Source organism: Carboxylicivirga caseinilyticus (genome assembly GCF_050589785.1).
Taxonomy (GTDB): domain Bacteria; phylum Bacteroidota; class Bacteroidia; order Bacteroidales; family Marinilabiliaceae; genus Carboxylicivirga; species Carboxylicivirga caseinilyticus.
Window position 1 is genome coordinate 1 of record NZ_JBNGOX010000018.1, and the last position, 26,611, is coordinate 26,611.

Sequence of the window (26,611 nt, forward strand, 5' to 3'; positions counted from 1 at the left end):
TTAGGTACTATTCAATATTTTCAAAGATCTTTTGAGCCTTTTGCTCTTGTGAATTTTCAGCACTTAACTGCCTCAATCCGTTATCCTTTCTAACCCCTCTCGTTTAAGAAGCGGCTGCAAAGGTAAGAAGTTTTTTATTTAAGCTCCAAATCTTTTTTTAAGTTTTTTCTTCTTTTTTTTTTCGAGTCGTTCTTTTTCAATCCCTAACCCTTCTTTCGCCTCTTAAAAACCTTTTTTTGGAGCCAGAAAAACAAGTTACTAAATCTTATCTTTCTGTCAAAAACTTTCTTTGCTTTCATTATTTCAAGACCAGCCTATCGCCCGCCCCGTCTGCTTTTCATGACAACCGTTGTTCTCAAAAGCGGGTGCAAAATAAGGCAGTTTTTTCTAAACTTCCAAATCAAAATGCACTCTTTTTTTGAATCAACTCTGTTAATTTGTGTTTCTAAGCTGGTTTGGTGTGGGTTAGGGTGTAATCTTTTTTAGTTTATTTTATTCGAACTCATCTTTTCAATTTATAATATCCTTTTAAACTACTTTTGCTGCACATATCAACGACAAAATGGATAACAACATCTTTATTTATAATCCTACCTGCGACCTGGCAGTGGAGAATGGCACAATAAGTTATATGGCACCCGTTTCTCTTCGCAAATTTGAAGTTGATATCTCACCATTAATGTCATTGATGGCATCTGAGAATGACATTTTATTAACAGAAAATAAAGATTATCAAGAGTTTGTCGAATTCTGGAACAAAGCCGGCTTTAACCAACCAAAATATCTATCGTGGAATAAAATAAATAAATTATCTAAAAACTATAAGGTTAATCCTTGGGGATGGAGCCCCGTAATTGCCCAACGACTTAAGCAATTTAATATTGAATACAATTTCAATAACCCAGAAACAAAGCTGCTTTTCAGTCGACAAACAAGCCTTGAAATACTTACCGAATATCTGAAATTAACTTTGCCATTCAAACATGAAATAAGTTTTCAACCTGTTTTACCTCTTAAAATTGTTGATTTACAACCCTTGGAAATGTTATTAAATCAATACCCGGATGGCATCATCTTAAAAACTCTATATAGTTCTTCGGGAAGAGGATTACTTTTTATCAGACAAAAAGAAGAAATTACGCGGAATCAAACCTGGATAGAAGCGAAAATAAAATTGCACGGTTATGTGATTGCTGAACCTATCTATAATAAAGTACAAGACGCCTCTTTACAGTTTATCGTTGAAAAAGACAACTATCATTTTTTGGGTTTGAATTACTTTGATTCAGATTGCAAAGGTAAATTTCAAAAAGAGCATATTGGAACACCTGAGGTTATTCAATCATTATTACCTAAAGACGAAACCTGGATTATAGAAACAGCTCAACAAGTTGCCCAGGCAATGCAAAATACATGTCTTCATAAAAAATACAACGGCCCGGTTGGTGTTGACTCCATCTTTTTGCTGGATAATAATAATCAATTGAAATTTCATCCTCTCATCGAAGCCAACCTAAGATGCAATATGGGACTTATCAACATGAAACTTAAGGAACGTATTCACCAGGGTAGCATTGGAACCTGGCAGATTGAAGTATTTAAGACTGGAAAAGCGAAAGAGTTCTTTTCTCAGCAAATAAAAGATCATCCTGTAAAAATAAAAGATGGTAAGATAACCGAAGGTTTTATTCCTTTAAGTTCATATGGAGAAAATCAGCAGTTTGCAGCATGGGGTCTAATACATTCTAATACTAATGACTCTGCAATTCAGGAATAATAAACTGCTTAATGCTTTTTATGGCTTTCACATAGCCAATCTCAACCAACTCATCAACCTTATCGTATTCCCATGACGAAAAGTTACGAAGCTTGCGGGGCTCAATGTAAAAATCACAATAATTTCGACTAAGTTTAACATTTTGCTCCAAGGCAAGTGAGAATGAGCGTTCTGCTATCGCCCTTGCTCCTTTGACTTCTTCGACTATTCCGTTATGATTGACATTAACCCCTATAATACGATCACAACGCCCCAATAAACACTCTGCCGGAAGGTTATTAAACAATCCGCCATCGATATAAGTCTGTTCATTGATCTGCTGAGCCGGAAAAACAAAAGGAATAGATGCTGATGCAATTACATATTCAAACAAGTTTTGCCCTTTACTAATAACCTCAACCCTGGCTGTATTTAAATTAGAAACCGCAACGAAGAACTTCTTTTTAAGAACAGAAAAGTCATTCTGACCGATCTTTTCCTCAAATATATCTTTTAACGGATTTAGATTAAAAAGTCCGGTGGGTTTAAAACTGATACCTAAAATCTTATAAAACTTTTCTTCATGCAGAATCTTTTGCATCTCGTCTGGTGTAAATCCGGCGGCATAAAACAAGCCCACAATAGCTCCCATACTGGTTCCTGATATTACTTGCGGATAAATCCCATGCTCCTCCAGCGCTTTCAGAACGCCGATATGAGCAATTCCACGAGCTGCTCCACCACTCAAAGCAATACCAATATTGAATTCTTCTATCGTCTTCAGCTGTTTCATAGTTTACAATTTGATTACTCAAAAATAAAAAATGATTCCATTTGAAGACACCTGAATTTTACTTTTTGGATGATGAGTAAATATCCAGCCACTGATAAACCCAATTCCTCCCCCTAAAACTACATCCGAAAACCAATGTTTGTTTTTATACATACGTGCATAAGCCACTGAGGCTGGTATCACATACAACCAGCGGCTGTAACTTTCGGCAAATGGTGTAAATGCTGCAAAAGCCAGCGAAACATGCCCCGATGGCAACGACTTAAATTGATCCTCATTACTAAAAGGACTATAAGCAAAAGAACCTTCATTAACAAATGGTCTGGCACGACCAACAGAGATCTTTATCATCTCGGTTGATAATGCAGTAACAGCGATTGATTTAATGGCATTCCATGATGTGTACCGCAGTTTATCGTTTTTAAGAACATAACCTGCCCCCCAACTCAATCCTACAGCTGGTAAAATCAAAAGCTTTTCTCCAAAAAAGTTAGCTCCTTCTGCAATACCATCAGCAAAATCATTTTGATTATTTTGTAAGTATCTTTGAATAGGCTCATCTATAGCAAAAGACAAAACAGTACCTGCTCCAACTATTAATGAAAGTCTGGTTACATTTTTCCGGTAATAAATCATATCAGACTCAAAGTCAGCAACAACCTTTTCCGGTTTAACCTGAGCCTGACAATTCAAATTAAAAACAATAACAACTAACAAAAGCATCCACTTCATGGCGCAAAGATATATCTTTTAGTAATCCCATCCCTGCAAACTGATTACTTGCACAACGACATTTATTATGATAAGACATAACTAAATCATCAGATTCTGACATAACCGATCCAGTTCACTTTCTTAACAATGAATTAACCTCATCGGTGATCCATTCTCGTATTTTCGTTGCTTTTGAAACATTAAAATGAAGAAATCTGACTTTGGAAATGATTTTCAATGGGGAGCAACCATCTCTGCCTTTCAAAATGAAGGTCACTCAAGAGCTGATGGAAAAGGATTATCTATCTGGGATACATTTACAGCCGAACCGAAGAACATAAAAAATAATGACCTTATAGGCGACGCCTCTTCATTTTACACAATGTATGAGCAGGATATAGTAACTGCCAAATCTCTCGGTTTGGATGTATTTCGATTTTCCATAAGCTGGTCTCGAATAATTCCCAAAGGTACAGGTGCTATTAATTTAGATGGATTACAGTTTTATCACAAAGTAATTGATGCTTGTCTTAAAAACGGTTTGATTCCATATATTACCCTTTACCATTGGGATTTACCACAGGCTCTTGAAGACAAAGGAGGCTGGAGTAACCGTGAAATAATTGGTTGGTTTAACAAGTATGTTGAAATAAGCGTAAATGAATACAAAGATAAGGTAAGTAACTGGATAGTAATGAATGAACCCATGACCTTTGTAGGGTTAGGGTATTTTATGGGATATCATGCTCCACAGAAAAAAGGAATAACCACGTTTTTAAAAGCAGCCCATCATGTTGTTTTAAGCCTGGCAGCAGGAGGACGAATCATTCGAAAGATTCAGTCAAATGCTAATATTGGTGTAGCACTTTCTTGTTCTTTTGTAAAACCACTAAATCAACTGCCCAAAAACAGAAAAGCTGCCAAACGCATTGAAGCTTTACTAAATCGTTTCTTCCTCGAACCTTTATTGGGTTTAGGCTATCCAACTGATGTAATGCCAGTTCTCAACACTATTAGAAGGTATTTTAGAAAAGGGGATGATGATAAAATGGCGTTCGACTTTGACTTTATCGGACTACAATATTATTTCAGAGTAGTGGCTCAACACAGTCTTACACCGCCGGTATTATTTGCTAACGAGGTACATCCTACTCAACGAAAAGCCAATTTGAATACTATGAACCTCGATGTTTATCCCAAAGGATTATATAAGATTTTGAAATTCTACCATTCTTATCCGCAAATCAAAAAAATAATCATTTCCGAAAGCGGAGTTTGTTTCCCCGATTTTAAAGTTTCAAAACATGTTCATGATGCACGCCGGTTAAAATATCATCAGAAAATGCTAAAACATGTATTAAAAGCACAAGCCCAAAATATTCCGGTAAAAGGTTATTTTGTTTGGACTTTGGTAGACAATTTTGAATGGAAAGAAGGATTTGAACCTCGCTTTGGCTTGGTTTATAATGATTTTAAAACACAGGAAAGAACCATTAAGGATTCTGGATTATGGTTTCAACAATTTCTTACTTCCTCTGAGGCCACAACAAAGAAAATAAAACAGACAACACAAAAGCAATAACATAACTCGATAGGCGCTCTGAGATTCCGGTTGATTCTGACAAAAACGTCTTCCAAATAATTGAAGATACTGTTCCTCCTAACAGGGAACCATACAAACCCGCCAATGAAAAACGTTTCCAGAAAAGCAACAAGATAACAGCTGGTCCAAATGAAGCTCCAATACCCGACCATGCATAAGAAACCAAACTATAAACAGTTTCCTCCAACGAAATAGCAAATGCAAATGCAACCAAACCAACAACCAAAATCAAAATTTTATTGAATAATAGCTTTTTCTCCTGAGTAATTCTTTTTATTGAAAAGCTATTGGTCACATCTTCACCTATTGCTGTTGAAGCCACCATCAATTGTGATGATGCAGTACTCATCATTGCGCTTACGGCTCCCGACAATAAAATCCCTGCCAGTAGAGGATTTAATAATACCACTACCATTGTTGGCATAATCTTCTCTGAATCATTTAAAAGAGTTTGCATCACATCACCCAACAAACCTTTTTGAGCAAGAGCATAACCAAAAATACCAATGGCAAAAGCTCCTGTGTAAGCCAATGAAGTCCAAATAACAGCCACCCTTCTACCCTGCGTTGTTTCTTTCTCGCTTCTTAAAGCCATCATTCTGGTTAGTAACTGAGGTTGACCAGTATAGCCAAAGGCCCAGCTCAAACCGTTTAGAATTAATACTAAAGAGAATATTTCAGAGCCACCGGAATTTACATACATTTCCGGCAAATGAGAAAAGCTTCCTGCTAAATCTACCCCATTCTCAACAGCAATAAAATAAGCAACAATAGGCAATCCCACACAGGTAACAGCCATTAATACAGCCTGAAAAGCATCGGTTGCAACAACTGTTATAAAACCACCCAACATAGTATAAACAGTTACCAATCCAGCTCCTAAAACCATTCCCCAGAAAGGATCTATGCCAAATGTATTCTGAAATATCTTTCCAGCCCCTGCAAATTGAGAAGCAATGTAAAGCATAAAAAAGAAGACAACAATTAGAGATGTTGATATACTGATAGCCCTGTCGTTACCGGGAAATCGTTTCATGAATAAACCCGGAACCGTCATGGCATTATACTTCTCGGTATATCTGCGTATGGGCTGAGCCATTGTAAACCAGATAATAAAAACACCCGTAACACACCCCAAGGCAACCCATATCGAAGCCATCCCTTCAGCAAAAGCATGCCCCGTTAAACCTAATAACAACCAGGCTGATTCACCAGTAGCCCTTTCAGACAAGGCTAATGAATACCCTGAAATTTTTTTACCCCCAATAACAAAATCAGCATTTGTATGAGACTTTCGAGCACTAACTGCCACTATTATAATGAGAAGAACCAGGTATAAAACAAAAATAAGAGTCATGGGCCTGAGGTTTTGCCCCTAAAGATAAAATTTATCCCAAAACCTTTATTACAAGGATATTAAATAAGAAAATAAAAAAGAGGCAATCAACTTGTGATTACCTCTTCTATGTTACTACTCGCCAACCTATTATATGAAGTCAAGTACGAGAAAATTCTTATTTCTTATAAATTAGCAGAGCTGAATATACAGTCACTGTTTTATCGGAATGTCCATTAAATTTAATGTCGATCAACTGATCAGTTGTAATTCCTTCTTTCACAATAAACTTATTGATCTGGTCGTCCAATGATTCATCAAAGTCATCCGTACCTGTATATTGAAAATGCTTCGTAATAATATTGCTCATAAATTCGTAAGTTAAAATTCAACATTTATTTCTTTCTACTACGAACTTAAAAACTTAAGGATACATTATATCCTCTATTTTTTGACCAAAATATCATTGATTTACTGCTGAAGCTCCATCCATTCCATGAATTTCGAGAAATCACCATTATTCTCGGTTAACCAGGCCAGTACTTTTTCTTTATATGCGCAATTACTTATATAGTAAGAATAAACATATTCATGCTCATTTGTGGTTAGCATTTTAAAGAAATCGATATAGGTTAATGCAAAAAAATCCAGATCAGCGACATCCACTTCTTTCATTAGGGTAAACAAATCCTGAGTTTGTTCTGCCATCTTCAAATATGGTTCTGAATCCAGATCTTTTTCATCCATTAAATAACCGGCAGCAATGGTTCCCACTCCTAATTCCAATGCAGACATGCCTGCCTTCGATGGATTCAAGCCAACAGAAATAGCAACTGTATTACCTTTATGAATTGCTGATAGGGTCCATAGATTCTGTAATTGATTATAGGCATCAACACTTCTTTTACTATCCTGCTCAAACAAAAGGAAATAATACAATGGCAACATACTTTTTAGCCTTTCACCTTTTGCTTGCATAATTGAAGAAAGAAGAAGATGACTGCTCATATGTAGTTTATTAAGCTGAATAGCTTTCTCCACACATTTTTCAGCTTCTTCTGTTTCGTTATTTTTGTAATAACTCAGCCCCAGATTATAATATAAAAGATACTCGTTGGGATATTCACTGATAACCTTTCTATAGAATCTTATAGCTCCTTTGGCTTTACCGCTGTAATCAAGTGCAGCACCATAAACCATACACGCATCAAGGTAGTGTGATGTTTTTTTTCTGACTACTTCAAAACTGTAATAGATAGCTTTATCATAGTTTTCTAACTCAAGATAAGAATAAGACATTTCATATTGAGCTCTCAGATTATTTTTATCTTTAGCTAAAGCCTGATTATACTTACTGATAGCATCATGATACAAACCATGATTTTGCAATGCCACACCCTGATCAATCAACTTCTCAACTTCATCATTCTGTGCAAATCCAACCCAGAATATCAACTGACATAAAACAATTAAAAGAAACCTTTTCATGCTGTAAGTATATGTCTTTCTATTAATTATTTCAATGTCCAGACCAGAAGATTAAGAAACTTTAACAACCCGTTATTGTGATTCAAACCGGCATAAAAGTTTTCAATACGGCTTCTACTTCTCTAACAAAACCTGCTTTATTTGGCTTCGAAGGTGCATATACATAACCTTCAAGCATAATTAACTGATTGTTTTCAAAATCGGCATAAAAGTAATCAACAAACGGACCACCCATAAAGTCACCTTCGACCTTCCACAACCCTCTTAACTCAGTCCATTTTCGTCCGGCAAACTTGCTTTTGTTTACAACAACCGGAAAATGTTCTTCTGTGGTCATATAAGATCCGGGATGTTCTCCGGGTACCTGTTCAAACAATATCTTATTTCTCAATTCTAATAAAGATCTGGCATCTGTATTTTCAATTGAATCAAGTGAAAACTGAAACACAAAAACACCCAGATGACTATCAATTCTATCATTTACAATCCAGGTAAAATAATTATCCTTCTTTTTTAAACGGTACCCTTTGGGAAAGTGCAAACTAAATGGATATTCCTCTTTTACAAGATTTACCACAGCAGGTTCATAAACCAAATTGTACGATTTAACAAGCGCATCAATGTCGCCATTATAGAAGAAACTTTTTATTTTAGGCCATTTTTGAACAATCAATTCCTCCAACTCTTTAGTATCTTTTGCAATAACTTCTGCTACCTGCTGATTTAAAGCCCACTCATTTTTCCTGAATTCTACTCTATTGGAAGAGGCGTTAGGTCTAACAGAAACAAATAATATATTTCTATACGTTCGAAAATGGCGTTGGAAATCAGAAAAACTAATTCTGGTTTTTTTAAACATCGTTTCGATCTGTGGTAATGCTGGAAAATCATCTGACAAAAGGTTACGCAGAGTATCTCCCAGGTTTGTATTCCAGTTGTCGTCATCAATAACTAAAAGAACTTCGCCAGGTGAACCAAGAGGACGAGGTTTGATATCATTAACTGTATTATTGCATGATACTGCTATAAAAACCAATGATAATACAATGGCAACAGAAAGCAGAATAAAATTGGATTTTGAAAGATAATTACGCATGACTTTAGATTTAAAAGTACCGTACAAGGCATCCTTTTTTTGTGTTGCTATCACTTTAGGCACGGATTATTAATAAACTTAATTGACCTTGCACGGCACTTGATTATATATAGGTTAAGGGTTAGCTAAAGAAGAAAGTCTATTTTTGTAATTTAAAGTTTACAGGAACTGTATAAGACACTCTTACCGGTTTACCTCCTTGTCTTCCAGGGGTCCACTTAGGCATGCTGCTAACAACTCTTACTGCTTCTTTTGACAGATTAGCATCCGGGCTACGCATAATTTTTACATCAGTAATGCTACCATCTTTGTCAACAACGAATGCAACATATACTCTTCCTTGTATACCCATTTCAGCACATATTACCGGATACCTAATACTTTCGGCAAAGTATTTCATTAATCCTTCCATGCCACCTGCAGGCTCTGGCATTCTTTCTACAATAATATGAACTGAGTTATCTTCGGGTTCTGACGGTAATTCAGGAATTTCAAATGGTACATCAACAATATTTTCTGAAATAAAATTTACCTCTCCCGCATTTGGGTCATTATTATCTGTCAGTTCAATTATTGGAGCTAATATTTCCTGCTTTTTCATGGGTTCAGGTTTTTTCTCTTCCAATTTAATTGGTTCAGGTAAGATCAAATCTACTTCATATGGATCAGCTCCTTCATAGATTATTGGTACTGTAACATCCTCAGATGTCCATTCAAATGCAGCTAACGAAGCGGCTAAAGCAACAATTAAACCTATTTGAAAAAAAACTGAACGTTTGCGTTCTAAGTCGGCGTGTCTATATTTTTTTACTTTCATGACGTGAAGGTTTAAGAGTTAATAAAATGTTACTTGCCTTTCTAAAATCAATGGTTGTACCAAAAACACATCTCTCACCACAAACCATCTAAAGAAAAATCGTTAATCACTGAATACCTGTATCTTATAATCTTACGTATTTTTTTAAACTATAAATCTGATTAGTTTTTATAGTATTTAGTCCCGCCCTACAGGGCGTTTTTAGCAGCTTATTCTAGACAAATTGAATAAAACCGCCCATCAGAAAAAAAGGCATAACTAAAGCCGGGCCGTCCTGATTGATCGATTCGTGTAATCGGAAGTTTGCAGGGTCATTCAGGACAGACCGGCTTTAATTTTTTTGAAAAGAACGAGATCGTTATCTCATTGAAAAATTAAGGAACAACAGTAATAAACTTTAATAATTATTGTAATCTGAAACGTACGGGTACACTGTATGATACTTTAACAGCACGCCCTCTTTGTTTTCCAGGTTTCCACTTTGGCATTGATTTTACTACTCTTACGGCTTCTCTTTCTAAGTTGGCATCTTGAGCCCGCGTAGCAGCAACATTGGTAACCTGACCGGTTTCATCAATAATAAAGGAGACTAAAACCATCCCCTGAATCCCGTTTTCCTGGCAAATAACCGGGTATCTAACATTTGTAGACAGATACTTTAACAAGGCTTTTTCACCTCCAGGAAATTCGGGTTTATCTTCCAGAATGAAGAACGGTAAAGGATCACCGGATTCTTCTTCCTGGGTTTCGAACTTACTCATGTCAACTTCAAAGTCTTCATCAACATCAGTATCTTCGATAACCAGTTCTTCGTCTAATTCCACATCATTATCAACTATCTCAATAATATCTGACATTTGTGGTGGAGGTGGAGGTGGAGGTGGCTTAACCTCTTCCTGTCGAGTGATTGGAGGAGCTTCTTCCTCTACAATCTCTTCTTCCACCCATGACGAATTACCAGCTGCCATATCGGTTGTTGTCCATTCAAATGCTACAAACACAACACCCAAAGTGACAATTAAACCTATTTGAAAGAACATGGCTCTTTTCCTTTCCAGGTCAGCTTTTTTACTTTTTTTTACTTCCATAGGCAAATGATTTAAAGGTTCATATTGGCATCATCTGCGTAATACTAAGATCACTTCCTGGTATAAATCCCAAACGAATGATGCATTTGATTCTATCAATAACAAGAGGTATACCAGTAAAAATATTTAATGTCAAAGGAACAAATACAAAAATCACTAATACTTAAATATGTGACACTTACATCACCTTAACCAACTAATCAAAACAAAAGCAATCATGTAAATCTGTTAAATAAACCCGCCCATATGGGCGTAATTGACTAGGGCATTTTTGAAAAAAACTTACTTTTGTATAATATATCCAGCAAAATATGCCAGAACAAAATCAGAATAATAATCAACAGAGTAGTTTACAACTATTACAACAGGTTTTAGATGATTTTGCCGGTAGTATGAAAGATACTTTCTTTTATATTGTTGCTGTTGATAAACAAAACCTGATTGTTGCATCCTATTCGAGTCAGAAGAATTCTGATTTAGCCTTATTAAAAGGAAAAAACTGGAATCATTTTGAGCAGAAGATTGTGTGGAACGATACCAAACGTCACAAAGGAATTGTTACTACTATTTCATCAGCATATAATATTATCAATTGTCACCATCAGGATTATGAAGTGCCTTACAGCGTTTACCTTATTTCATCGATTGACATTGACTTTCCATGGCTAAACTTTGCAAGTGCTGCAATTGAAAAAGCCATACATGCCGAATTCCATGATGCCTCTATGCAGCAAAAAATGGAAGATACCAATCAGTATACATTTGCCATGATGAATGCTCTGAGGGTGGGTATTTTTTCGGTAAATACCAATGGAGAGATTCTGTATGCAAATGATCTGGCTTGCCGATGGATTAATATCAGACGCAGAGAATTACTTAAAATTCCGATTGATAAGATTATCAACCAATGGAAAACCATTTATAAAATAATAAGTTCGGGTGATAAATATGTAAATGAAGAAGTTCCGGTAAACACTTCTGATGGCATTGTAAAATATAATATTACAGTTAGTCCTATCTTAAATCAAGCTCAATCCAGGTTAATTGGCTTGGTATTTACCATGCGTAAACTCGAAAATGTTTACAATTTGATAAATAAATACACCGGAATGCAGGCTCATTATACCTTTAATGACATCATAGCCAAGAGTCAGGTAATGCGCAAACTGGTCGATTATGCTCAGAACATTGCAGATAGTCCTTCAACAGTTTTAATAGAGGCTGAAAGTGGCACCGGGAAAGAAGTTTTTGCACAAAGCATGCACAATGCCAGCAGTCGTAAGGATCACGGATTTGTTGCCATCAACTGTGGCGCCATCAGTGAAAACCTCATTGAAACTGAACTCTTCGGATATGATACCGGTGCGTTTACCGGTGCTAAAAAAGGAGGCCATCCGGGTAAATTTGAATTAGCCAACGGTGGCACTCTTTTTCTGGATGAAATTGGAGATATGAAACCTGAACTTCAGGTGAAGCTTTTGAGAGCTATACAGGAAAATGCCATTACTCGAGTTGGAGGTAATAAAAATATTCCTGTTGATGTTAGAATTATTGCAGCAACCAATAAAAACCTGAAGAAGGAAGTGGAAGAAGGACGTTTCCGGTTAGATCTGTACTACAGGCTCAGTGTTATACCATTACGAATTCCTTCACTAAGGGAAAGGATGGAAGATCTGCCATCATTAATACGTTTTTTCCTGTCTAAGAAATCGGTTCACCTTCAGAAAGAGGCACCAGCTCTAAAATATTCAACACTTCAACAATTCTTAAACTACGATTGGCCGGGAAACATTAGGGAACTTGAAAACGCAATAGAGCAATACGTAAACCTGGATGGAAACATCGAATTTGATCAGCTAACTTTAAAACAGAAGAAAGCGAAAAAAACGGACTCTATAGTAAGAACAGAATCTGTTCCGTCTCAATTAGGAACAGTAAAAGATATCGAACGACAATTGATAATCAACACTCTTATTCATTTCAATTATAATGTCACCAAATCTGCAGAATCACTTGGTATCAGTAGAAACACGCTCTACTTAAAAGCCAAAGCTTATGATATTCCTTTAATCAAAGAGCGTCCTATTTTATAACATTGTCCTATTTTATTACGCTTGTATTACCTAAATTGTCCTATATTAGGACATGCTTCATTAAGCTCTAAAATCCTTCTGCAAATCCTAATTTATATTCATTTGTATTACAGATCATTATAACTATCGGCACAGCTTTAGCTATTATTTTAGTATATGTTTAAGTAGAGCTAAAACAGCCATGAACTTACAACCCATCTATACCGAGACAAATGATTGCAAGGACTGTTATAAGTGTGTAAGAGAATGTCCCAATAAAGCAATTAAAGTTACAGATAACAAAGCTTCTGTAATTGATTCTATGTGTGTATATTGTGGGAAGTGTGTATCCATTTGTCCTTCAAATGCAAAAAAAGTAAGAGATGGTGTTGCCCGCACAAAACTTTTAATTAAAAATAAAAAAGAGGTATATGTATCGTTGGCGCCATCGTATATAGCTGAATATGGCAACAAGGCCGACTCACTTATTCTGGCATTAAAGAAATTAGGTTTCGCGGGTATTTCAGAAACAGCATTGGGTGCACAAGAAGTTTCGAAACAAGTGCATCAATTTTTAAATTTCCGACAGTCAGGAACATATATCTCATCAGCCTGTCCGGTTGTTGTTGAATTAGTTAGAAAATATTACCCACAGCACACTTTGGCCATTACTCCATTTATGTCGCCGATGTTAACACATGCAAAGCAACTCAGAAAATGGTATGGTAATGATATAGGTGTAGTATTTATTGGACCCTGTATCGGCAAGAAATCAGAGGCAGACTCAGCTTCCCATTGTGTAGACATTGCCTTAACTTTTAAGGAATTAAACAATTGGTTAGAGCGGGAAAAGATTTCATTAAACGATCATCATGCATCAGAGGAAGAACTATTTATCCCGCATAAGGCTCAACACGGAACAATTTACCCCATTGATGGTGGCATGATCGAAACCATTAATAAAGATGAACCTGTTACTAAAGCTGAATACATGTGTTTCAGCGGACTTAAAAACATCAGAAACATATTAGATAATCTCGACTCTGAGTCAAATGAAGGTGTTGTATTTCTGGAGCTTCTTGCTTGCGAGACCGGTTGTATTAATGGCCCGGGTATGTCGGAGCAAAAAATTTCGATTAAAAACCAGTTGGCATTAAGAAACATATGTCGGAAGCGAACTAATGAGGAAATTAAACCCAATGTTGGGGAAGGAACATTTAATATTGAGCGCGACTTCTTCAATATTAAATCCATTGACAAAAAAACGTTTAGTGAATCCAAGATAAAGGAAGCTTTACACACTATTGGTAAAACTGAAATCAGTGACGAACTGAATTGTGGCGGTTGTGGTTACGACAGTTGTCGTGATTTTGCCAAAGCCATGCTAATGAAACATGCAGAGTCTGATATGTGTGTATCTCATATGCGAAAAGTGGCACATCATAAAGCTACAATCTTACTTCAAAAAATTCCTTCAGGTGTTATTGTTCTTGATGATGAATATAAGGTAGTTGAGATGAATGCCGCCTGTGCCCGTTTGTTGGGTGAAGATATTCAACTTTGTTACGATGCAAACCCAGGAATGAAAGGGGCTCATATTGACAAAATAGGATCTTTTGCAACAATTTTTAAAACAGCATTACTTACCGGCAAAGAATATTATGAGATACCAATTACAGAATATGGCAAACAACTTCAATTATCCATTTTCAATATTCAGAAACACAAACTGGTTACAGGCATAATACAGGGCATGGCTCAACCCGAGTTCCAGAAAGATATCATTGAAAAACGAACCAGAGAAGTGATCAATAAAAACATGGAGACAGTTCAAAAGATAGCTTTCTTATTGGGAGAAAATGCTTCTTACACCGACTCGTTGCTTAACTCTATTTTAGAAACACAGGAGAAGACGCATGCAGAATAAGCATTTCTACATAGAATCTGAAACCTGTCAGGCAAGCAAGTATCGGCAAAATGTATGTGGCGATTCCTGCGAATCCAGAAAACTAAAAGATGAGGATCGTTTTATTACCGTTCTGTCTGACGGGTTGGGCTCTGGTGTTAAAGCAAATGTTTTATCAACCATGACAACAGGTATGGCTCTGCAGTTTACTGCCCGGAACAATCCACTTAAGCACACCTCTGAATTCATCATGCGAACCTTACCGGTTGATACGCAACGTAAAATCAGCTACTCTACTTTTAGTATCATCGACATCAATTGTTTTGGAGAAGCTCATCTGGTTGAATTTGATAATCCTTCGGTTCTTATCTATCGAAATGGAGATTTTATAAATTCCGATCACACTTTACAAAAGATAACACGACCTGATGCAATAGATGCAACAGTAAAAAATTCACATCTCAAACTCGAAAAAGAAGATCGGATCATCATGGTTTCAGATGGCATTACTCAATCTGGAATGGGCACACGTGTAAATCCTTTTGGATGGGGTGAAGATGGTTTGAAAGATTTTATCAGAACTTCGGTTGATGATAAACCTGCCATTTCTGCACTTGAACTTGCCAAGAAAATTCTGGAACGGGCCAAAAACAATGATGCCAATGAATTAAAAGATGACGCTACCTGTCAGGTTATTTATTGCCGTGAACCCCGGAAGCTTGTGCTTGCCTCCGGTCCTCCTTATTATAAAAATTACGACAGTGTACTAGCAGAAAGAATCGACACTTTTGAAGGTTTAAAAGTTATTTGCGGAGGTACCACATCAAAGATTATTTCAAGGGAATTAAATCGTCCGATTGATATAAATATCAATCAGATAAATTTGGATTTACCACCGAAAGCCAACATGAAAGGCATTGATTTGATTACCGAAGGTATTTTAACATTAGGCAAAGTCTCATCTATTCTTGAATCAGTAAAGTTCAATATGGTGGAAGGTAGCAGTCCGGCTGAAGACATGGTTCGCCTCCTATTAAAAAGTGACTCAATACTCATACTGGCTGGTACGCAGATTAATATTGCTCATCAGGACCCCAATCTTCCTGTTGAACTGGAAATAAGAAGAAATGTCATAAAAAAGATAGCCGGCATACTAGAATCCAAATTCTTAAAGACCGTTACCATCGAATATTTATAAAAAATACATCTTAATTATTATATCAGATGACCTATTACAACAACGCTGTAAGAACTAAAAGAGAATTACTAATCCGACTTATTCAACTGCTTGATTCAAATCATTTGTTCGATCAGATTGATCGCATAGCGCTGGAAATGCGTCCACGAACAAAGGCTCCAATCCGATGCTGTGTTCATAAAGACCGAGCTGTTCTGAAATATAAAATAATGGCAGCAATGGGTTTCAACATCAGTGATGAGGAAGATGAATTAACTCCTTTGCGTGATTATGCTTTGAAAGCCATTGAAGGAATTGAATCAAACGGTGAATTTTTAACGGTGGTTGATGAGGCTTGTAGCTCTTGCGTTCAGGTCAACTATACAGTAAGTAACCTTTGTCAGGGTTGTGAAGGACGCCCATGTCAGGTTAACTGTCCTAAAGATGCTATTACGGTTATTAATGGCAAAGCTAATATTGATCATCACAAATGTGTTAACTGCGGACTATGTCAAAAAGCTTGTCCTTTTCATGCTATCGCATACTTACCAGTACCTTGTGAAGAATCATGTCCGGTAAAGGCTATCAAAAAAGATGAACACGGAATTGAGCAAATCGATTTTGACAAATGCATTCATTGTGGTAAATGCATGACTGCATGTCCGTTTGGTGCCATTGCCGAAAAATCACAGGTTTTACATTTTTACAATACACTTAAACTGCAAAAACAAAAAATGGTAGCGATGGTCGCACCTGCGGTTTTGAGTCAATATAAGGGAACGAGCAGTCAGATTCTTGAAGCTATTAAAGCCATTGGCTTTGATGAAGTAATTGAAGTTGCAGAAGGAGCCGAGATGACAACACAGGAAGAGACCAGAGAACTTCTTGAAAATATTGAACAGCAAAAACCATTTATGACAACATCTTGCTGTCCATCCTATGTTTATCTGGCCGAGAATCATATTCCCCAATTGAAAGAGCATATCAGCCACACGCATACTCCAATGATTTACACAGCTCAAAAGGCAAAAAAATTATATCCTGATTATGCCACTGTATTTATTGGTCCTTGTTTAGCAAAAAGAAAAGAAGCATACCTTTCTGGTATAATTGACTATGTAATAACAACCGAAGAACTTGCATCCATCTGGACAGCACTTAAAATTGATCCAGCCAATTTTGCAGATGAAAAAAATGTGAACAAAGACCTCAAGCCTGAAAACAGAGGATTTGCTGCTTCAGGTGGAGTGCATCAATCCATTCTGCTAAATCTGAATAAAGATGTAAAAATAAGAAGTCAGGTTATTAATGGCCTGAATAAGAAAAGTATTAAACTGCTAAAAGCCTTTACTAAAAAGCAACCTGACCTGGATTTTATTGAGGTAATGGCTTGTGAAGGTGGCTGCATCAGCGGTCCGGGCAATATTACAGCTCCCAATATCAGTCAGAATAATTTACAAAAGGTAATGAACGAATTAATACCTGAAACAGTAATTAATTAGAACAACACGGCCGTTGTTTTTATATAATCCTTGGTTAGAAGAACCCATTCGTAAACGTTTCGAATGGGTTTCTTTTTATTGCAGGTCTTTAATAATTTCAATACCGAACTTTTTAATCTTTCGCTTCATCGCATCTCTACTGATACCCAGCAAAGTGGCTGCTTTCGTTTGATTTAAATCCGACTCTTTCAATGCCTGTTCGATCAATGTTCTTTCATTTTCATCCAGGTTTAATCCTCCGGTTGAGACAACTTTTTCAATCTTAGGAGTTGCATCACCTTTAATAAGAAAATCTTCCGGTTGCAAAGTATCATTATCAGACAGAATCATTGCTCGTTCTACCATATTACGTAATTCACGAACATTGCCCGGAAAATGATACTGTTCCAATTTTAAAACCAAAGCTTCAGAAATACCGGGTTTAGTTTTTCCTTTTTTACGGGCAAAACTTTCAACAAAATGATTTAATAAAGGACGAATATCCTCTTTCCTCTCCCTAAGCGGTGGTATATTAATCTCTATGGTATTAATACGATGAAACAGGTCAATTCTAAATTCATTATCCTCAATCAGCTGTTCAATATTCTTGTTGGTAGCTGATATGATCCTTACATCAACGGGTATTTCCTGATTACTACCTACTCGTTTAATCATATTTTCTTCAATGGCTCTTAGTAATTTAGCCTGCAACGAATAAGGCATATCTGCAATCTCGTCCAGAAAGAGCGTTCCTTTATTTGCCAATTCGAAATATCCTTTCTTCTCATCCTTTGCATCCGTAAAAGCACCTTTCACATGACCAAAAAATTCACTCTCGAGCAAAGTTGCCGGAATTGCTGAACTATTTACTGGTGCAAAAACCTTCTTTTTACGTGGACTTCCATAATGAATAATCCTGGATATAATCTCTTTTCCCGTTCCGTTTTCTCCTGTAACAAGTACATTGACATCACCATCTTCAGCTGCTTTAAGCGCCATTTTCAACACTTTTTTAATCTGAGGACTGTCTCCGATAAAATCTTTTTCAATCATGCTCTCAAGTTCCTTCGAAACTAATTCTTCACGGTCTTCGGCTTCCTCCAGCTTTGATTGCATGGCTAAAAACTTTTCTGTACGTTCAATAGCCAGTTGAATATCCATTATCTGAAAGGGTTTGCGAATAAAGTCAGAAGCTCCTTTACGCATGGCTTGTATTACCATATCCATATCACCATAACCACTTATCATGATGATTTCAAGATTCGGATATTCTCCCTTTACTTTTTCAAGTATATCCAAACCATTCATTCCAGGAAGCATTACATCCAAGATAAGAACTCCCGGCTTTTCTTCACTTAACTTCACCAATCCTTCTTTGGGTGTATTGGCAGTTGTTACTTCAAAATTTCTTTTCTCAAGATGATATTTAAGCTTCTCGGTGATTCTTGATTCATCATCAAGTATAAGCACTTTCAGTCTGTTCATATATTTTTGCAGATAATATTCTAGTTTATTTTTTATCAAAAACAGGTAATACGACTATCATTCGTGTTCCCTTACCACGCTGACTTTCTACTTCAATCCTGCCATTCATTTCTTTAATAAGGCTATAAGAGATGGATAGTCCTAGACCAGTACCTTTACCCAGTTGTTTGCTTGTAACAAAAGGAAGAAAAATATCAGTTTTCCGATTAGGCTGTATTCCTATACCATTATCAATTATTTCAAGATATACCTGTTTTTGATCCGAATGAGTTTTAATGTTCACTTCCATCTGAAGGTCATTTTCCTTCATTTTCCGCTCTTCCACAGCATCTCTTGCATTGGATAACAAATTATGAATTACCTGTTCCAAACGATGCGGATTTCCCAGAACCAAGGGTAATTTATCCGCCAGATTAAGCCCAAGTTTAATATGATGATTGGCATATTGATTACCGATCATTGAAACTGCACTTTTCACGCATTCACTAACATCAAATTCTTCTTCTACTTCATCTTTCTGACCACTGCTAAAAATTCTGATATGGTCAACAATCTGCCTAACTCTAACAATATCTTCAAATATTTCTTCGACCGATTGGTTGATAAAACCCTTGTTAGGACTTTCTTCCGATAGTTCATATTTAATACTCTCAGTCGATAATGAGATATTTTGGATGGGTTGATTGATTTCATGCGCAATTCCTGCAGCCAGTTCACCTAACGAGGTTAGGCTGGATTGATGCATGATTATTTGTTGCTGCTCTTCCTGTTTCTTTAAAGCTTCAGCAATTCGTTTTTCCAGGTTCTTATTTTCCTCACGTTTCAGATAGTAGCGATAATAAATAACAAAGACCAAAATGGAAATTATCAGGATGGTAGACCCGAATAAGAGTCTCCAACGAACAAGGTTTTCTTTCTCCAACTCTAATAAATAGTTCTTATTTTTAGCCTGAAGTATTTCATTTTCTTTCTTTTTTTCCTCCAATTCCTGTAAGCCCCATACATCAACAAAGTTGCTGACATTTTCTTCCATCATCACCGACTCCGATAATTTTGAGTATAATATCCGGTATTCATAAGCCTTTTTAAAATCGTTCAGCTCTTCATATATTTGTGATAACGCGAGATAATTATCCCTGATAAGATCATTTGCCTGATTTATACTCTGAGCTAATGCCAAACTTTGTTTGTGACTTTTAATGGCATTTTTAAAATCTTTCCATTCAGAATAAATCATTCCAATATGCAACAGACTCATTGCAGCTTCCCAATGCTCATTATGCTCAATCTGATAATCAAGAACCTGAAGATAGGTCTTGAATGACTGATCCATATCTCCCTTATAAAAATAAGCATTTGCTATATTGCTTTGTAAAATAGATTTACTTCGATGATCTCCCATATTATCCAGAATAGACTCCATTCGATGATAGTAGACCAAAGCAGTATCATACTGTTCCTCATAAAAGAAGATCTCACCAATCTCGCCCAGTAATCTAACCCTGTCACTCTGTTTTTCTTCATCTTCTCTGTCTTCCACTAAATCGAGAGCCTGCTTGTAGTATGATAGTGCCATTCTGTAATCTGCAATGTTTTTATAAACATCAGCCATCTGTTTATAAGTCTCAGTAATATTCTTCCAATCCTTTTCTTTTATATAAAGATTTAGCGAACGTTTATAACTTTTCAACGCTTTTTCCGACTGTTTTAATCTGAAATAAGTAGTTGAAAGCTTACTCATACTTCTGTTATCACCTATGTCTCTGTATGAACTTAAAGATTTTCGATAAGACACTAAAAGCTGCTCATAATCATTGACAAAATAATAACCCATTCCCAGATTGTTATATGCCTCAGCTTCCCCTTTTTTATCTTTATGCTGAATAGCCAGTTGCAAAGCTTGTCTGGCATATTTGATAGCCATTTGAGGGTCACTATATAGATAAGTTTTGGAAAGTTGATTATATATATCTACCTGTTCCTTAACAGAAGCATTTTTGAGCTTCCCCTGCAACTCATTAACCTGATCTGTTTGAGCCTTTAATATCGTTGATACTGAAACGATCAATAGTAAAAGAAACAAGCAAAAAACTCTGTTGGTTGAAATCCTCGGACACATTTAGGTAGATTGACGTATTGGCTATTTTAGCATAAAAATAATAAAATTAAATAAAGAAATACTTCGTTAATTAAAGAGGCTACAGATAATACAAAAATTTAAGGTGGTTAATTGTTAATGTTTAAATCAGAACCTTTTTCTCAGATTTATCGTACTAGAAGATGTATATAATTAACCATTCAAAAGAAGAAACCTTAAAGCAAAGTCTTTAAGGTTAAGATCAATAAGAATTATGATTTTTATCAAATCGACCAAAATGCTCACTTATTCCAGCAATACTAAATTGCTGTCAGAGTGATGATTAAGTAGTTTAATAAAAATTCTTATAATTAACGTACTAAAATTACCGATATTTATCGTTAATTATATGACGAAAGAGATTACATTTGCAATGTGGTGATATAAAATCTTTAAATAAAGGTTTTTCAAAAAAGAATAAAGAATTCTCCTAACAAAGGTTAGGTTAATAATGGTGATAAAGGTGTAGAGCTGGTTTTGGCGAACCGGCTCTATATATTTTTAGGCCAAACCTCATCTACAACTTCATGTAGAAATTCCCTTTGATGATAATCTTTATCAACAACCGTTATACTTATATAACCAAATTCACTTCTCTCGATCCTCTATCAAGTTATTACTGATAAGTTCCTAAATTGACAATATTTTTTAGCTATCCATTTAAATAAAACACATCTCTTTCTTGATTCTATTTTATTAGAAACTGATAAGATTGATATATAATAGTTAAAAACAGAAAAAAGGCTATTCTAAAATATAGAACAGCCTTTCTAATAAATATTTTACCTCGAAGGTTTTACTTATTTAGCATACACTCCAGGTTTTAAATCTATATTCAAATTTTAGTACTTATTCTGAACCATATTTGAATTAGCATCTAATTCTCTTTGTGGAATTAAGAACAACCACTGTGGGTTCTCACTTGGCTTAGCCTGCTGATAACCTGTCAAGTAAAGGTCAGGACTTGCACCACTACCTGTCAAATCAAGTTCTTCATCATTTCTAAGCATATCGAACCAACGGTGCCCTTCAAGGAACAATTCAATACGTCTTTGAACCAAAACTTCATCAACCAAAGCTTGTCCAGTATTTGTTGATTTAACGTAACCTGCATCTCTTGCTGATACCAATTCAAATAAGGTAGTTTGAGCTTCACCACTCTTATTTTGACGAGCTTCAGCTTCAGCTTGAATCAAGTACATTTCTGCTGCTCTCATATGAAGAACATCCATAGGAGTAATGGTTGGGCCATCTGATTGCGATAATTTGATATGCATGTATGGAACCATATTATGAGAACTCGCATTGTTAACTATTGTACGATATTCTGAAATGGCAGCATCGTACTCAGCTTCACTGGCATATCTTCCTTCATTTGCTCCCTCATCCCATTCATCAAAAGTACTTGGACAATCCTTCAATATCAAATCTCTACGATAATCAGTTTCCGACATTAAATCATATAGATTATGATTCATAAATTTAGGATTACTTCTATTTTGTGAACCATTAAAGTTATTCGAACAATAGTAGAAATATGAATAATAATAGGAAGTTTGATCCTGGATCATTTTCGATCCCCACATCCATTCTGGATTGTTTATTGTATTAAAACCAGATTTATATTCAGATTCACTCATAAGGGAGTAATCCTGACGGGCTTCATTGGCAAATTTTTCAGCATTTGCCCAATCACCAATAGTCAAATACACTCTTGCTGCAATCCCTTTAGCAACATCTATATTCAGGTGTGACAAATCCTCTCTGGAAGATGCACCCTCAAAATAAGTAATTGCTGAACTTAGATCAGAAGTAATCTGATTGTATACTTCCTGAACAGTATTACGAGCCAAGCCTTCATAAGGAGGTTCAGTAGCCAGCATTACAGGCACTCCTAAATCTGTAGATGGATTACCAATCATGTAAGCTTTTCCAAAGAAACGAACCAGATTAAAATGAGCCCAAGCACGATAAGTGTATGCCTGACCTAAAATATTATTCAGATCATCCGACTCCTGAAGTCCGTTTGCTGCATTTATAATATTATTAACTGAGCCAATAATGTTGTAATTAAAAAACCATATGTATTCCAAATCAGACCTGGTAGCATTTGTATGCATGGTCCATTTCAACATAGCATTAAACCAACCATTACCTTGGGCAGAGTGCAATGCATCTCCTGCAGCATATTCTGCTGTCGGTATCATAAATTGTTGTCCTGCGTAATTACTAACATATCCATTTTGAGCATACATAGCACGATGAACACCGTTCAATGCCAGCATCATGTTATCTGTTGATCCTAACGCTATTTCCGTTGATACTGAATCGGTAGGAACAATTTGCAAGAAATCTTCACTACACGAGCTTAAACCCAGAATTAACGCAAAGACTAGCGATTTTGGTAGAAATTTATATTTTATCTTCATTGTAGTATTCTTTTCTATTGATTAAAACTGCAAATTAAAACCTAAAATGATAGATCGGCTTGGATTATAAGCAAACTCATCCTGCGTTCCATTGAAATTGAAAGTTGGATTCATTCCTTTTCTAGCTGTGAATAAGTAAAGGTTTTCACCTGTCAAAAACATACTTAATTGTCCCACTCCCCAATTATTCAAAATTCTTCGTGGGAAATCATAACTCAACGTAACATTTCTGATATTCAAATAGTCAGATGAAATTAGGAAATAATCAGATGTTGCATATAAATGCGAGTTAGAATATTGTAACCTTGGAAAATCAGTTACATCTCCAGGATTCATCCAGGAATTTTTCACATCAGGATGTAAAGATTCACCTGCTGTTGCAATAAGCATACCTTGATAAATACCATCCAACATTTTTCCACCTAATGAGTATGTTAACAACACATTCAGATTAAAACCTTTAAATCTAAAGTTATTTCCTATTGAACCTTGCAATTTAGGAAATGCAGAGGCTCCTACATAACCATAACCGGCCTCATTAGAATCTTTTGTCAAAACGGGATCTCCGTTTTCATCAAATGCAAGTTGTGTTCCAATGACTTCTCCATCCTCATTGGCTACATCCTCCCAAACGTGAAATCTGGTCGCACCATCTTCAGGATCTACATCATAATATTTTCTTAACCAAAAATCATAGATTGAATGACCTTCTGACCATCTTTTGGTACCATTAACAAAAGGATCAGGAATAGAAGTTATTTCATTTTTAATGGTTGATCCCATTAGGCTAAGGTTCCATGTGAAATCTGAATTTCTAACAATATCACCTTCCAACGTAATTTCTAAACCACTATTAACCATTGCTGCTATATTTCTAGGTTGCTCAAGCAAACCCATTGAAGACGCCAAAGGCATACTATATAGTAAGTCATCTGATTTACGATTATACCATTCAATTGTACCATTTACCCTATTGAACAATGCAAAATCCGTAGCAATATCAAAGGTCTTATTTACCTCCCATGTTAATGCAGTATTTCCAACCGTACTCCATTTAATACCTGGGCTCTCAGCATTAGGAAAAGTTTCATAAAGAGCCTGATAACCATAGTCTCCCGTGTCGTCGTTTCCAACTTCACCGTAAGAAGCCCTAATTTTCAAACTATTCACCCAATCCACTGAATTCATGAATTGTTCCTGGTCAATCCTCCAGCTACCTCCAACAGAGTAGAAATTACCCCAACGTACATCTTTATGGAAAGCTGATGAACCATCCCGGCGGAAAGAACCTTCAATGTAGTATTTATTATCATAGTTATACTTTACACGGGAAAGATAACCCTCTAAAGTTTTATCTGTTGTATAACTGGTATTTGTTGATGTATTTACAAAATTATTCAACTCATAAATACCACTAACAATAAACTGATTCTTAAATCCTCTTTGGTAAGTATATTTTCTTGAAAATGATTCATGACCAACAAGTACTGAGAAATTATGAACATCATTGATCGATTTTTCATAATTAAGAAGTTGGTTGAAATTTATTACAGTTCTGGTGTAACGGGTTTCATCCATTCTACCAGTTGGCGCACCGTCACCAATTTTCTCATTCTCAAAACCTTTATATTGATAATTCTGAATATCAACACCAGCATTAATAGTTGCAGTCAAACCTGGCATGAAAGTAATTTTCGCATAAGATCTGTTACCAAATTCATTTCTTTTGAAATCATCACTATTCCAGTTTAATTCAGCAATAGCATTTCGTCCCTGATTAATTGGTCTTGAATACTCTGATCCATCATCGTATTGTTTTTCCCCGGCTCCATCAAGTATATACTCTCCAGTTGTCTGATCAACCAAATAGACAGGATAAATAGGTGCCGTCATTCTGGCATTTCTCCATGGATTGGAGTAAGTAGCAGAATTTGATGATCCGATATTACTATTAACAAGTGTAGCATTTAAACTTGTTCCTAATTGTAACCAATCTTTTGCATCGAAATCTATATTTAAACGAGAACTAAAACGTTCATAATCTGACTTGATTACATAACCTCTTTCGTCCAGATATCCAATAGAATAAAAATAGCTTGTTTTCTTACTACCTCCGCTCAGACTAAGATCATAATTCTGTCTGTAACCTTGTTGTTTGGCAGCTTCGTACCAATCAAGATCAGGAAGTCCGACAGTAGCATTCGGATTGATCTTTCCATCGGAACCTAAAATAGCATCATTGGCAACTCCAACAAAAGGATTATATCTCAACTGAGAATAAATATTTTCATATGCATAGCCTCTTGATTCTTCTATTGTGCTTGCCGTACCTGCCTGAAATCTGGCTTGTGCAAATGCTTCAGCCTGCAATTCATAATAATCTTTTGCATTTACTGATTCGTAGTAAGGAAGGGCATGATTAATCAAACCAGCCTGAGCTTTTATGTTGACTTTCATATTTTCATCACCCTTGTTTCCTTTTTTGGTGGTTATAATTATTACACCATTTGCAGCACGAGAACCATAAAGAGCCGTTGATGAAGCATCCTTCAAAACAGTCATAGAAGAAATGTCTCCAGGATTAATACTGGCAAGACTACCAGAGTACTCAATCCCGTCTAAAATAATAAGTGGATCAGCTGAAGTGTTAAGTGTTCCAATACCACGAATACGAATATCAGGAGAGCTACCTGGCTGACCTGATCCAGCAGTCGTTTGAAGACCTGTTGTTGACCCAGTAAGAACCTGTGCAACTGAAGAAAAAGAACGGGATTCAATTTGCTTCTCCCCAATTACAGCTGCAGAACCGGTTAAAGATTCCTTTTTGGCTGTTCCATAGGCAATAACCAAAACTTCTTCAACACCGAAAGCATCGGAAACCATAACTACGTTTATTGCAGAACGTCCATCAATCTGGATTTCCTGAGTTTTCATTCCAACAAAAGAAAACACTAAAGTAGTGGCATCATTAGGAACTGACAAACTATAACTACCATCTACCCTGGTAACGGTACCAATAGTAGTTCCTTTAACAAAAACTGATACACCCGGTATAGCACTACCGTCTGCTTCATCAGTTACAACTCCGGTTATATCTGTAGTCTGGGCAATTAATGCCTGCAAACCAACAATAACCAATAACGAAAGTACAAGTAGAACTTTCTTCATAGATGAAAGGTTTTAATTAATAAATAGGACTAATTTAAAATATACACAAACTTAGAGTATAAAGA

At 36.0% G+C, this 26,611-nt stretch carries 18 protein-coding genes; 6 read left to right on the top strand and 12 right to left on the bottom strand.

Annotated elements, in window-relative coordinates; translation table 11 throughout:
• Positions 1–562 precede the first annotated feature (562 nt).
• The gene (locus tag ACRD62_RS10740) at positions 563–1,777 is read left to right on the top strand and encodes an ATP-grasp domain-containing protein (RefSeq protein ID WP_430820112.1); all 1,215 of its coding nucleotides are present in this window, start codon (positions 563–565) and stop codon (positions 1,775–1,777) included.
• On the opposite strand, the gene ACRD62_RS10745 is transcribed toward ACRD62_RS10740, so the two are convergent.
• Together ACRD62_RS10745 and ACRD62_RS10750 are read right to left on the bottom strand one after the other, a co-directional pair.
• Complete coding sequence (locus ACRD62_RS10745; protein WP_430820113.1) at positions 1,752–2,549, bottom strand: patatin-like phospholipase family protein; 798 nt, start codon at positions 2,547–2,549, stop codon at positions 1,752–1,754. The two genes, ACRD62_RS10740 and ACRD62_RS10745, sit on opposite strands and share 26 nt — an antisense overlap.
• A gap of 18 nt (positions 2,550–2,567) precedes the next feature.
• Complete coding sequence (locus ACRD62_RS10750) at positions 2,568–3,281, bottom strand: phosphatase PAP2 family protein (protein WP_430820114.1); 714 nt, start codon at positions 3,279–3,281, stop codon at positions 2,568–2,570.
• 187 nt (positions 3,282–3,468) lie between these two features.
• Between ACRD62_RS10750 and ACRD62_RS10755 the strand changes: the two genes are divergently transcribed.
• Positions 3,469–4,845 (top strand): glycoside hydrolase family 1 protein, encoded by a 1,377-nt coding sequence (locus tag ACRD62_RS10755; RefSeq protein ID WP_430820115.1) that lies wholly within the window; start codon positions 3,469–3,471, stop codon positions 4,843–4,845.
• On the opposite strand, the gene ACRD62_RS10760 is transcribed toward ACRD62_RS10755, so the two are convergent.
• The 6 genes from ACRD62_RS10760 to ACRD62_RS10785 form a co-directional block, all read right to left on the bottom strand.
• Complete coding sequence (locus tag ACRD62_RS10760) at positions 4,790–6,223, bottom strand: sodium/proline symporter (protein WP_430820116.1); 1,434 nt, start codon at positions 6,221–6,223, stop codon at positions 4,790–4,792. The two genes, ACRD62_RS10755 and ACRD62_RS10760, sit on opposite strands and share 56 nt — an antisense overlap.
• A 157-nt stretch (positions 6,224–6,380) precedes the next feature.
• The gene (locus ACRD62_RS10765) at positions 6,381–6,572 is read right to left on the bottom strand and encodes a sporulation protein Cse60 (RefSeq protein WP_321407951.1); all 192 of its coding nucleotides are present in this window, start codon (positions 6,570–6,572) and stop codon (positions 6,381–6,383) included.
• Positions 6,573–6,673: 101 nt separating this feature from the next.
• A complete protein-coding gene (locus ACRD62_RS10770; RefSeq protein ID WP_430820117.1) occupies positions 6,674–7,690 on the bottom strand; it encodes a tetratricopeptide repeat protein in 1,017 nt (338 codons plus the stop codon).
• Between the two features lie 82 nt (positions 7,691–7,772).
• The gene (locus ACRD62_RS10775; RefSeq protein ID WP_430820118.1) at positions 7,773–8,786 is read right to left on the bottom strand and encodes a DUF4837 family protein; all 1,014 of its coding nucleotides are present in this window, start codon (positions 8,784–8,786) and stop codon (positions 7,773–7,775) included.
• 139 nt (positions 8,787–8,925) lie between these two features.
• Positions 8,926–9,603: an energy transducer TonB gene (locus ACRD62_RS10780; protein WP_430820119.1), complete on the bottom strand. Its 678-nt coding sequence runs from the start codon at positions 9,601–9,603 to the stop codon at positions 8,926–8,928.
• 404 nt (positions 9,604–10,007) lie between these two features.
• Positions 10,008–10,691 carry an energy transducer TonB gene (locus ACRD62_RS10785; protein ID WP_321407944.1) on the bottom strand — a complete coding sequence of 228 codons (684 nt, stop codon included), beginning with the start codon at positions 10,689–10,691 and terminating at the stop codon, positions 10,008–10,010.
• A 311-nt stretch (positions 10,692–11,002) separates the two neighbouring features.
• Here ACRD62_RS10785 and ACRD62_RS10790 point away from each other — a divergent pair, with 311 nt between their 5' ends.
• The 4 genes from ACRD62_RS10790 (at position 11,003) to ACRD62_RS10805 (ending at position 17,348) form a co-directional block, all read left to right on the top strand.
• Entirely contained in the window at positions 11,003–12,784 is a 1,782-nt protein-coding gene (locus ACRD62_RS10790) for a sigma-54 interaction domain-containing protein (RefSeq protein WP_430820120.1), read from the top strand.
• 181 nt (positions 12,785–12,965) lie between these two features.
• Positions 12,966–14,690, top strand: coding sequence for a [Fe-Fe] hydrogenase large subunit C-terminal domain-containing protein (locus tag ACRD62_RS10795; RefSeq protein WP_430820121.1), 1,725 nt, complete (start codon positions 12,966–12,968; stop codon positions 14,688–14,690).
• Positions 14,680–15,867, top strand: a complete 1,188-nt coding sequence (locus tag ACRD62_RS10800) for a SpoIIE family protein phosphatase (RefSeq protein ID WP_430820122.1) — start codon at positions 14,680–14,682, stop codon at positions 15,865–15,867. The genes ACRD62_RS10795 and ACRD62_RS10800 overlap by 11 nt, the downstream gene beginning before the upstream one ends.
• Before the next feature lie 26 nt (positions 15,868–15,893).
• The gene (locus ACRD62_RS10805) at positions 15,894–17,348 is read left to right on the top strand and encodes a monomeric [FeFe] hydrogenase (RefSeq protein WP_430820123.1); all 1,455 of its coding nucleotides are present in this window, start codon (positions 15,894–15,896) and stop codon (positions 17,346–17,348) included.
• Positions 17,349–17,423: 75 nt separating this feature from the next.
• On the opposite strand, the gene ACRD62_RS10810 is transcribed toward ACRD62_RS10805, so the two are convergent.
• From ACRD62_RS10810 to ACRD62_RS10825, 4 genes are all read right to left on the bottom strand, one after another.
• Positions 17,424–18,812: a sigma-54-dependent transcriptional regulator gene (locus ACRD62_RS10810; RefSeq protein WP_430820124.1), complete on the bottom strand. Its 1,389-nt coding sequence runs from the start codon at positions 18,810–18,812 to the stop codon at positions 17,424–17,426.
• A gap of 25 nt (positions 18,813–18,837) precedes the next feature.
• Entirely contained in the window at positions 18,838–20,931 is a 2,094-nt protein-coding gene (locus ACRD62_RS10815) for a tetratricopeptide repeat-containing sensor histidine kinase (protein WP_430820125.1), read from the bottom strand.
• A gap of 860 nt (positions 20,932–21,791) precedes the next feature.
• Positions 21,792–23,378: a RagB/SusD family nutrient uptake outer membrane protein gene (locus ACRD62_RS10820; RefSeq protein ID WP_430820126.1), complete on the bottom strand. Its 1,587-nt coding sequence runs from the start codon at positions 23,376–23,378 to the stop codon at positions 21,792–21,794.
• Positions 23,379–23,399: 21 nt separating this feature from the next.
• Positions 23,400–26,546 (bottom strand): SusC/RagA family TonB-linked outer membrane protein, encoded by a 3,147-nt coding sequence (locus tag ACRD62_RS10825; protein WP_430820127.1) that lies wholly within the window; start codon positions 26,544–26,546, stop codon positions 23,400–23,402.
• Between the last annotated feature and the right edge of the window lie 65 nt (positions 26,547–26,611).

Excerpts from the sequence above, each read along its gene's own strand:
- ACRD62_RS10810 (WP_430820124.1), bottom strand. The coding sequence starts at position 18,812 with ATGAACAGACTGAAAGTGCTTATACTTGATGATGAATCAAGAATCACC.
- ACRD62_RS10785 (WP_321407944.1), bottom strand. The coding sequence starts at position 10,691 with ATGGAAGTAAAAAAAAGTAAAAAAGCTGACCTGGAAAGGAAAAGAGCC.
- ACRD62_RS10760 (WP_430820116.1), bottom strand. The coding sequence starts at position 6,223 with ATGACTCTTATTTTTGTTTTATACCTGGTTCTTCTCATTATAATAGTG.
- ACRD62_RS10740 (WP_430820112.1), top strand. The coding sequence starts at position 563 with ATGGATAACAACATCTTTATTTATAATCCTACCTGCGACCTGGCAGTG.
- ACRD62_RS10795 (WP_430820121.1), top strand. The coding sequence starts at position 12,966 with ATGAACTTACAACCCATCTATACCGAGACAAATGATTGCAAGGACTGT.
- ACRD62_RS10790 (WP_430820120.1), top strand. The coding sequence starts at position 11,003 with ATGCCAGAACAAAATCAGAATAATAATCAACAGAGTAGTTTACAACTA.
- ACRD62_RS10765 (WP_321407951.1), bottom strand. The coding sequence starts at position 6,572 with ATGAGCAATATTATTACGAAGCATTTTCAATATACAGGTACGGATGAC.
- ACRD62_RS10755 (WP_430820115.1), top strand. The coding sequence starts at position 3,469 with ATGAAGAAATCTGACTTTGGAAATGATTTTCAATGGGGAGCAACCATC.
- ACRD62_RS10780 (WP_430820119.1), bottom strand. The coding sequence starts at position 9,603 with ATGAAAGTAAAAAAATATAGACACGCCGACTTAGAACGCAAACGTTCA.
- ACRD62_RS10815 (WP_430820125.1), bottom strand. The coding sequence starts at position 20,931 with ATGTGTCCGAGGATTTCAACCAACAGAGTTTTTTGCTTGTTTCTTTTA.
- ACRD62_RS10770 (WP_430820117.1), bottom strand. The coding sequence starts at position 7,690 with ATGAAAAGGTTTCTTTTAATTGTTTTATGTCAGTTGATATTCTGGGTT.
- ACRD62_RS10825 (WP_430820127.1), bottom strand. The coding sequence starts at position 26,546 with ATGAAGAAAGTTCTACTTGTACTTTCGTTATTGGTTATTGTTGGTTTG.
- ACRD62_RS10745 (WP_430820113.1), bottom strand. The coding sequence starts at position 2,549 with ATGAAACAGCTGAAGACGATAGAAGAATTCAATATTGGTATTGCTTTG.
- ACRD62_RS10820 (WP_430820126.1), bottom strand. The coding sequence starts at position 23,378 with ATGAAGATAAAATATAAATTTCTACCAAAATCGCTAGTCTTTGCGTTA.
- ACRD62_RS10805 (WP_430820123.1), top strand. The coding sequence starts at position 15,894 with ATGACCTATTACAACAACGCTGTAAGAACTAAAAGAGAATTACTAATC.
- ACRD62_RS10800 (WP_430820122.1), top strand. The coding sequence starts at position 14,680 with ATGCAGAATAAGCATTTCTACATAGAATCTGAAACCTGTCAGGCAAGC.
- ACRD62_RS10775 (WP_430820118.1), bottom strand. The coding sequence starts at position 8,786 with ATGCGTAATTATCTTTCAAAATCCAATTTTATTCTGCTTTCTGTTGCC.
- ACRD62_RS10750 (WP_430820114.1), bottom strand. The coding sequence starts at position 3,281 with ATGAAGTGGATGCTTTTGTTAGTTGTTATTGTTTTTAATTTGAATTGT.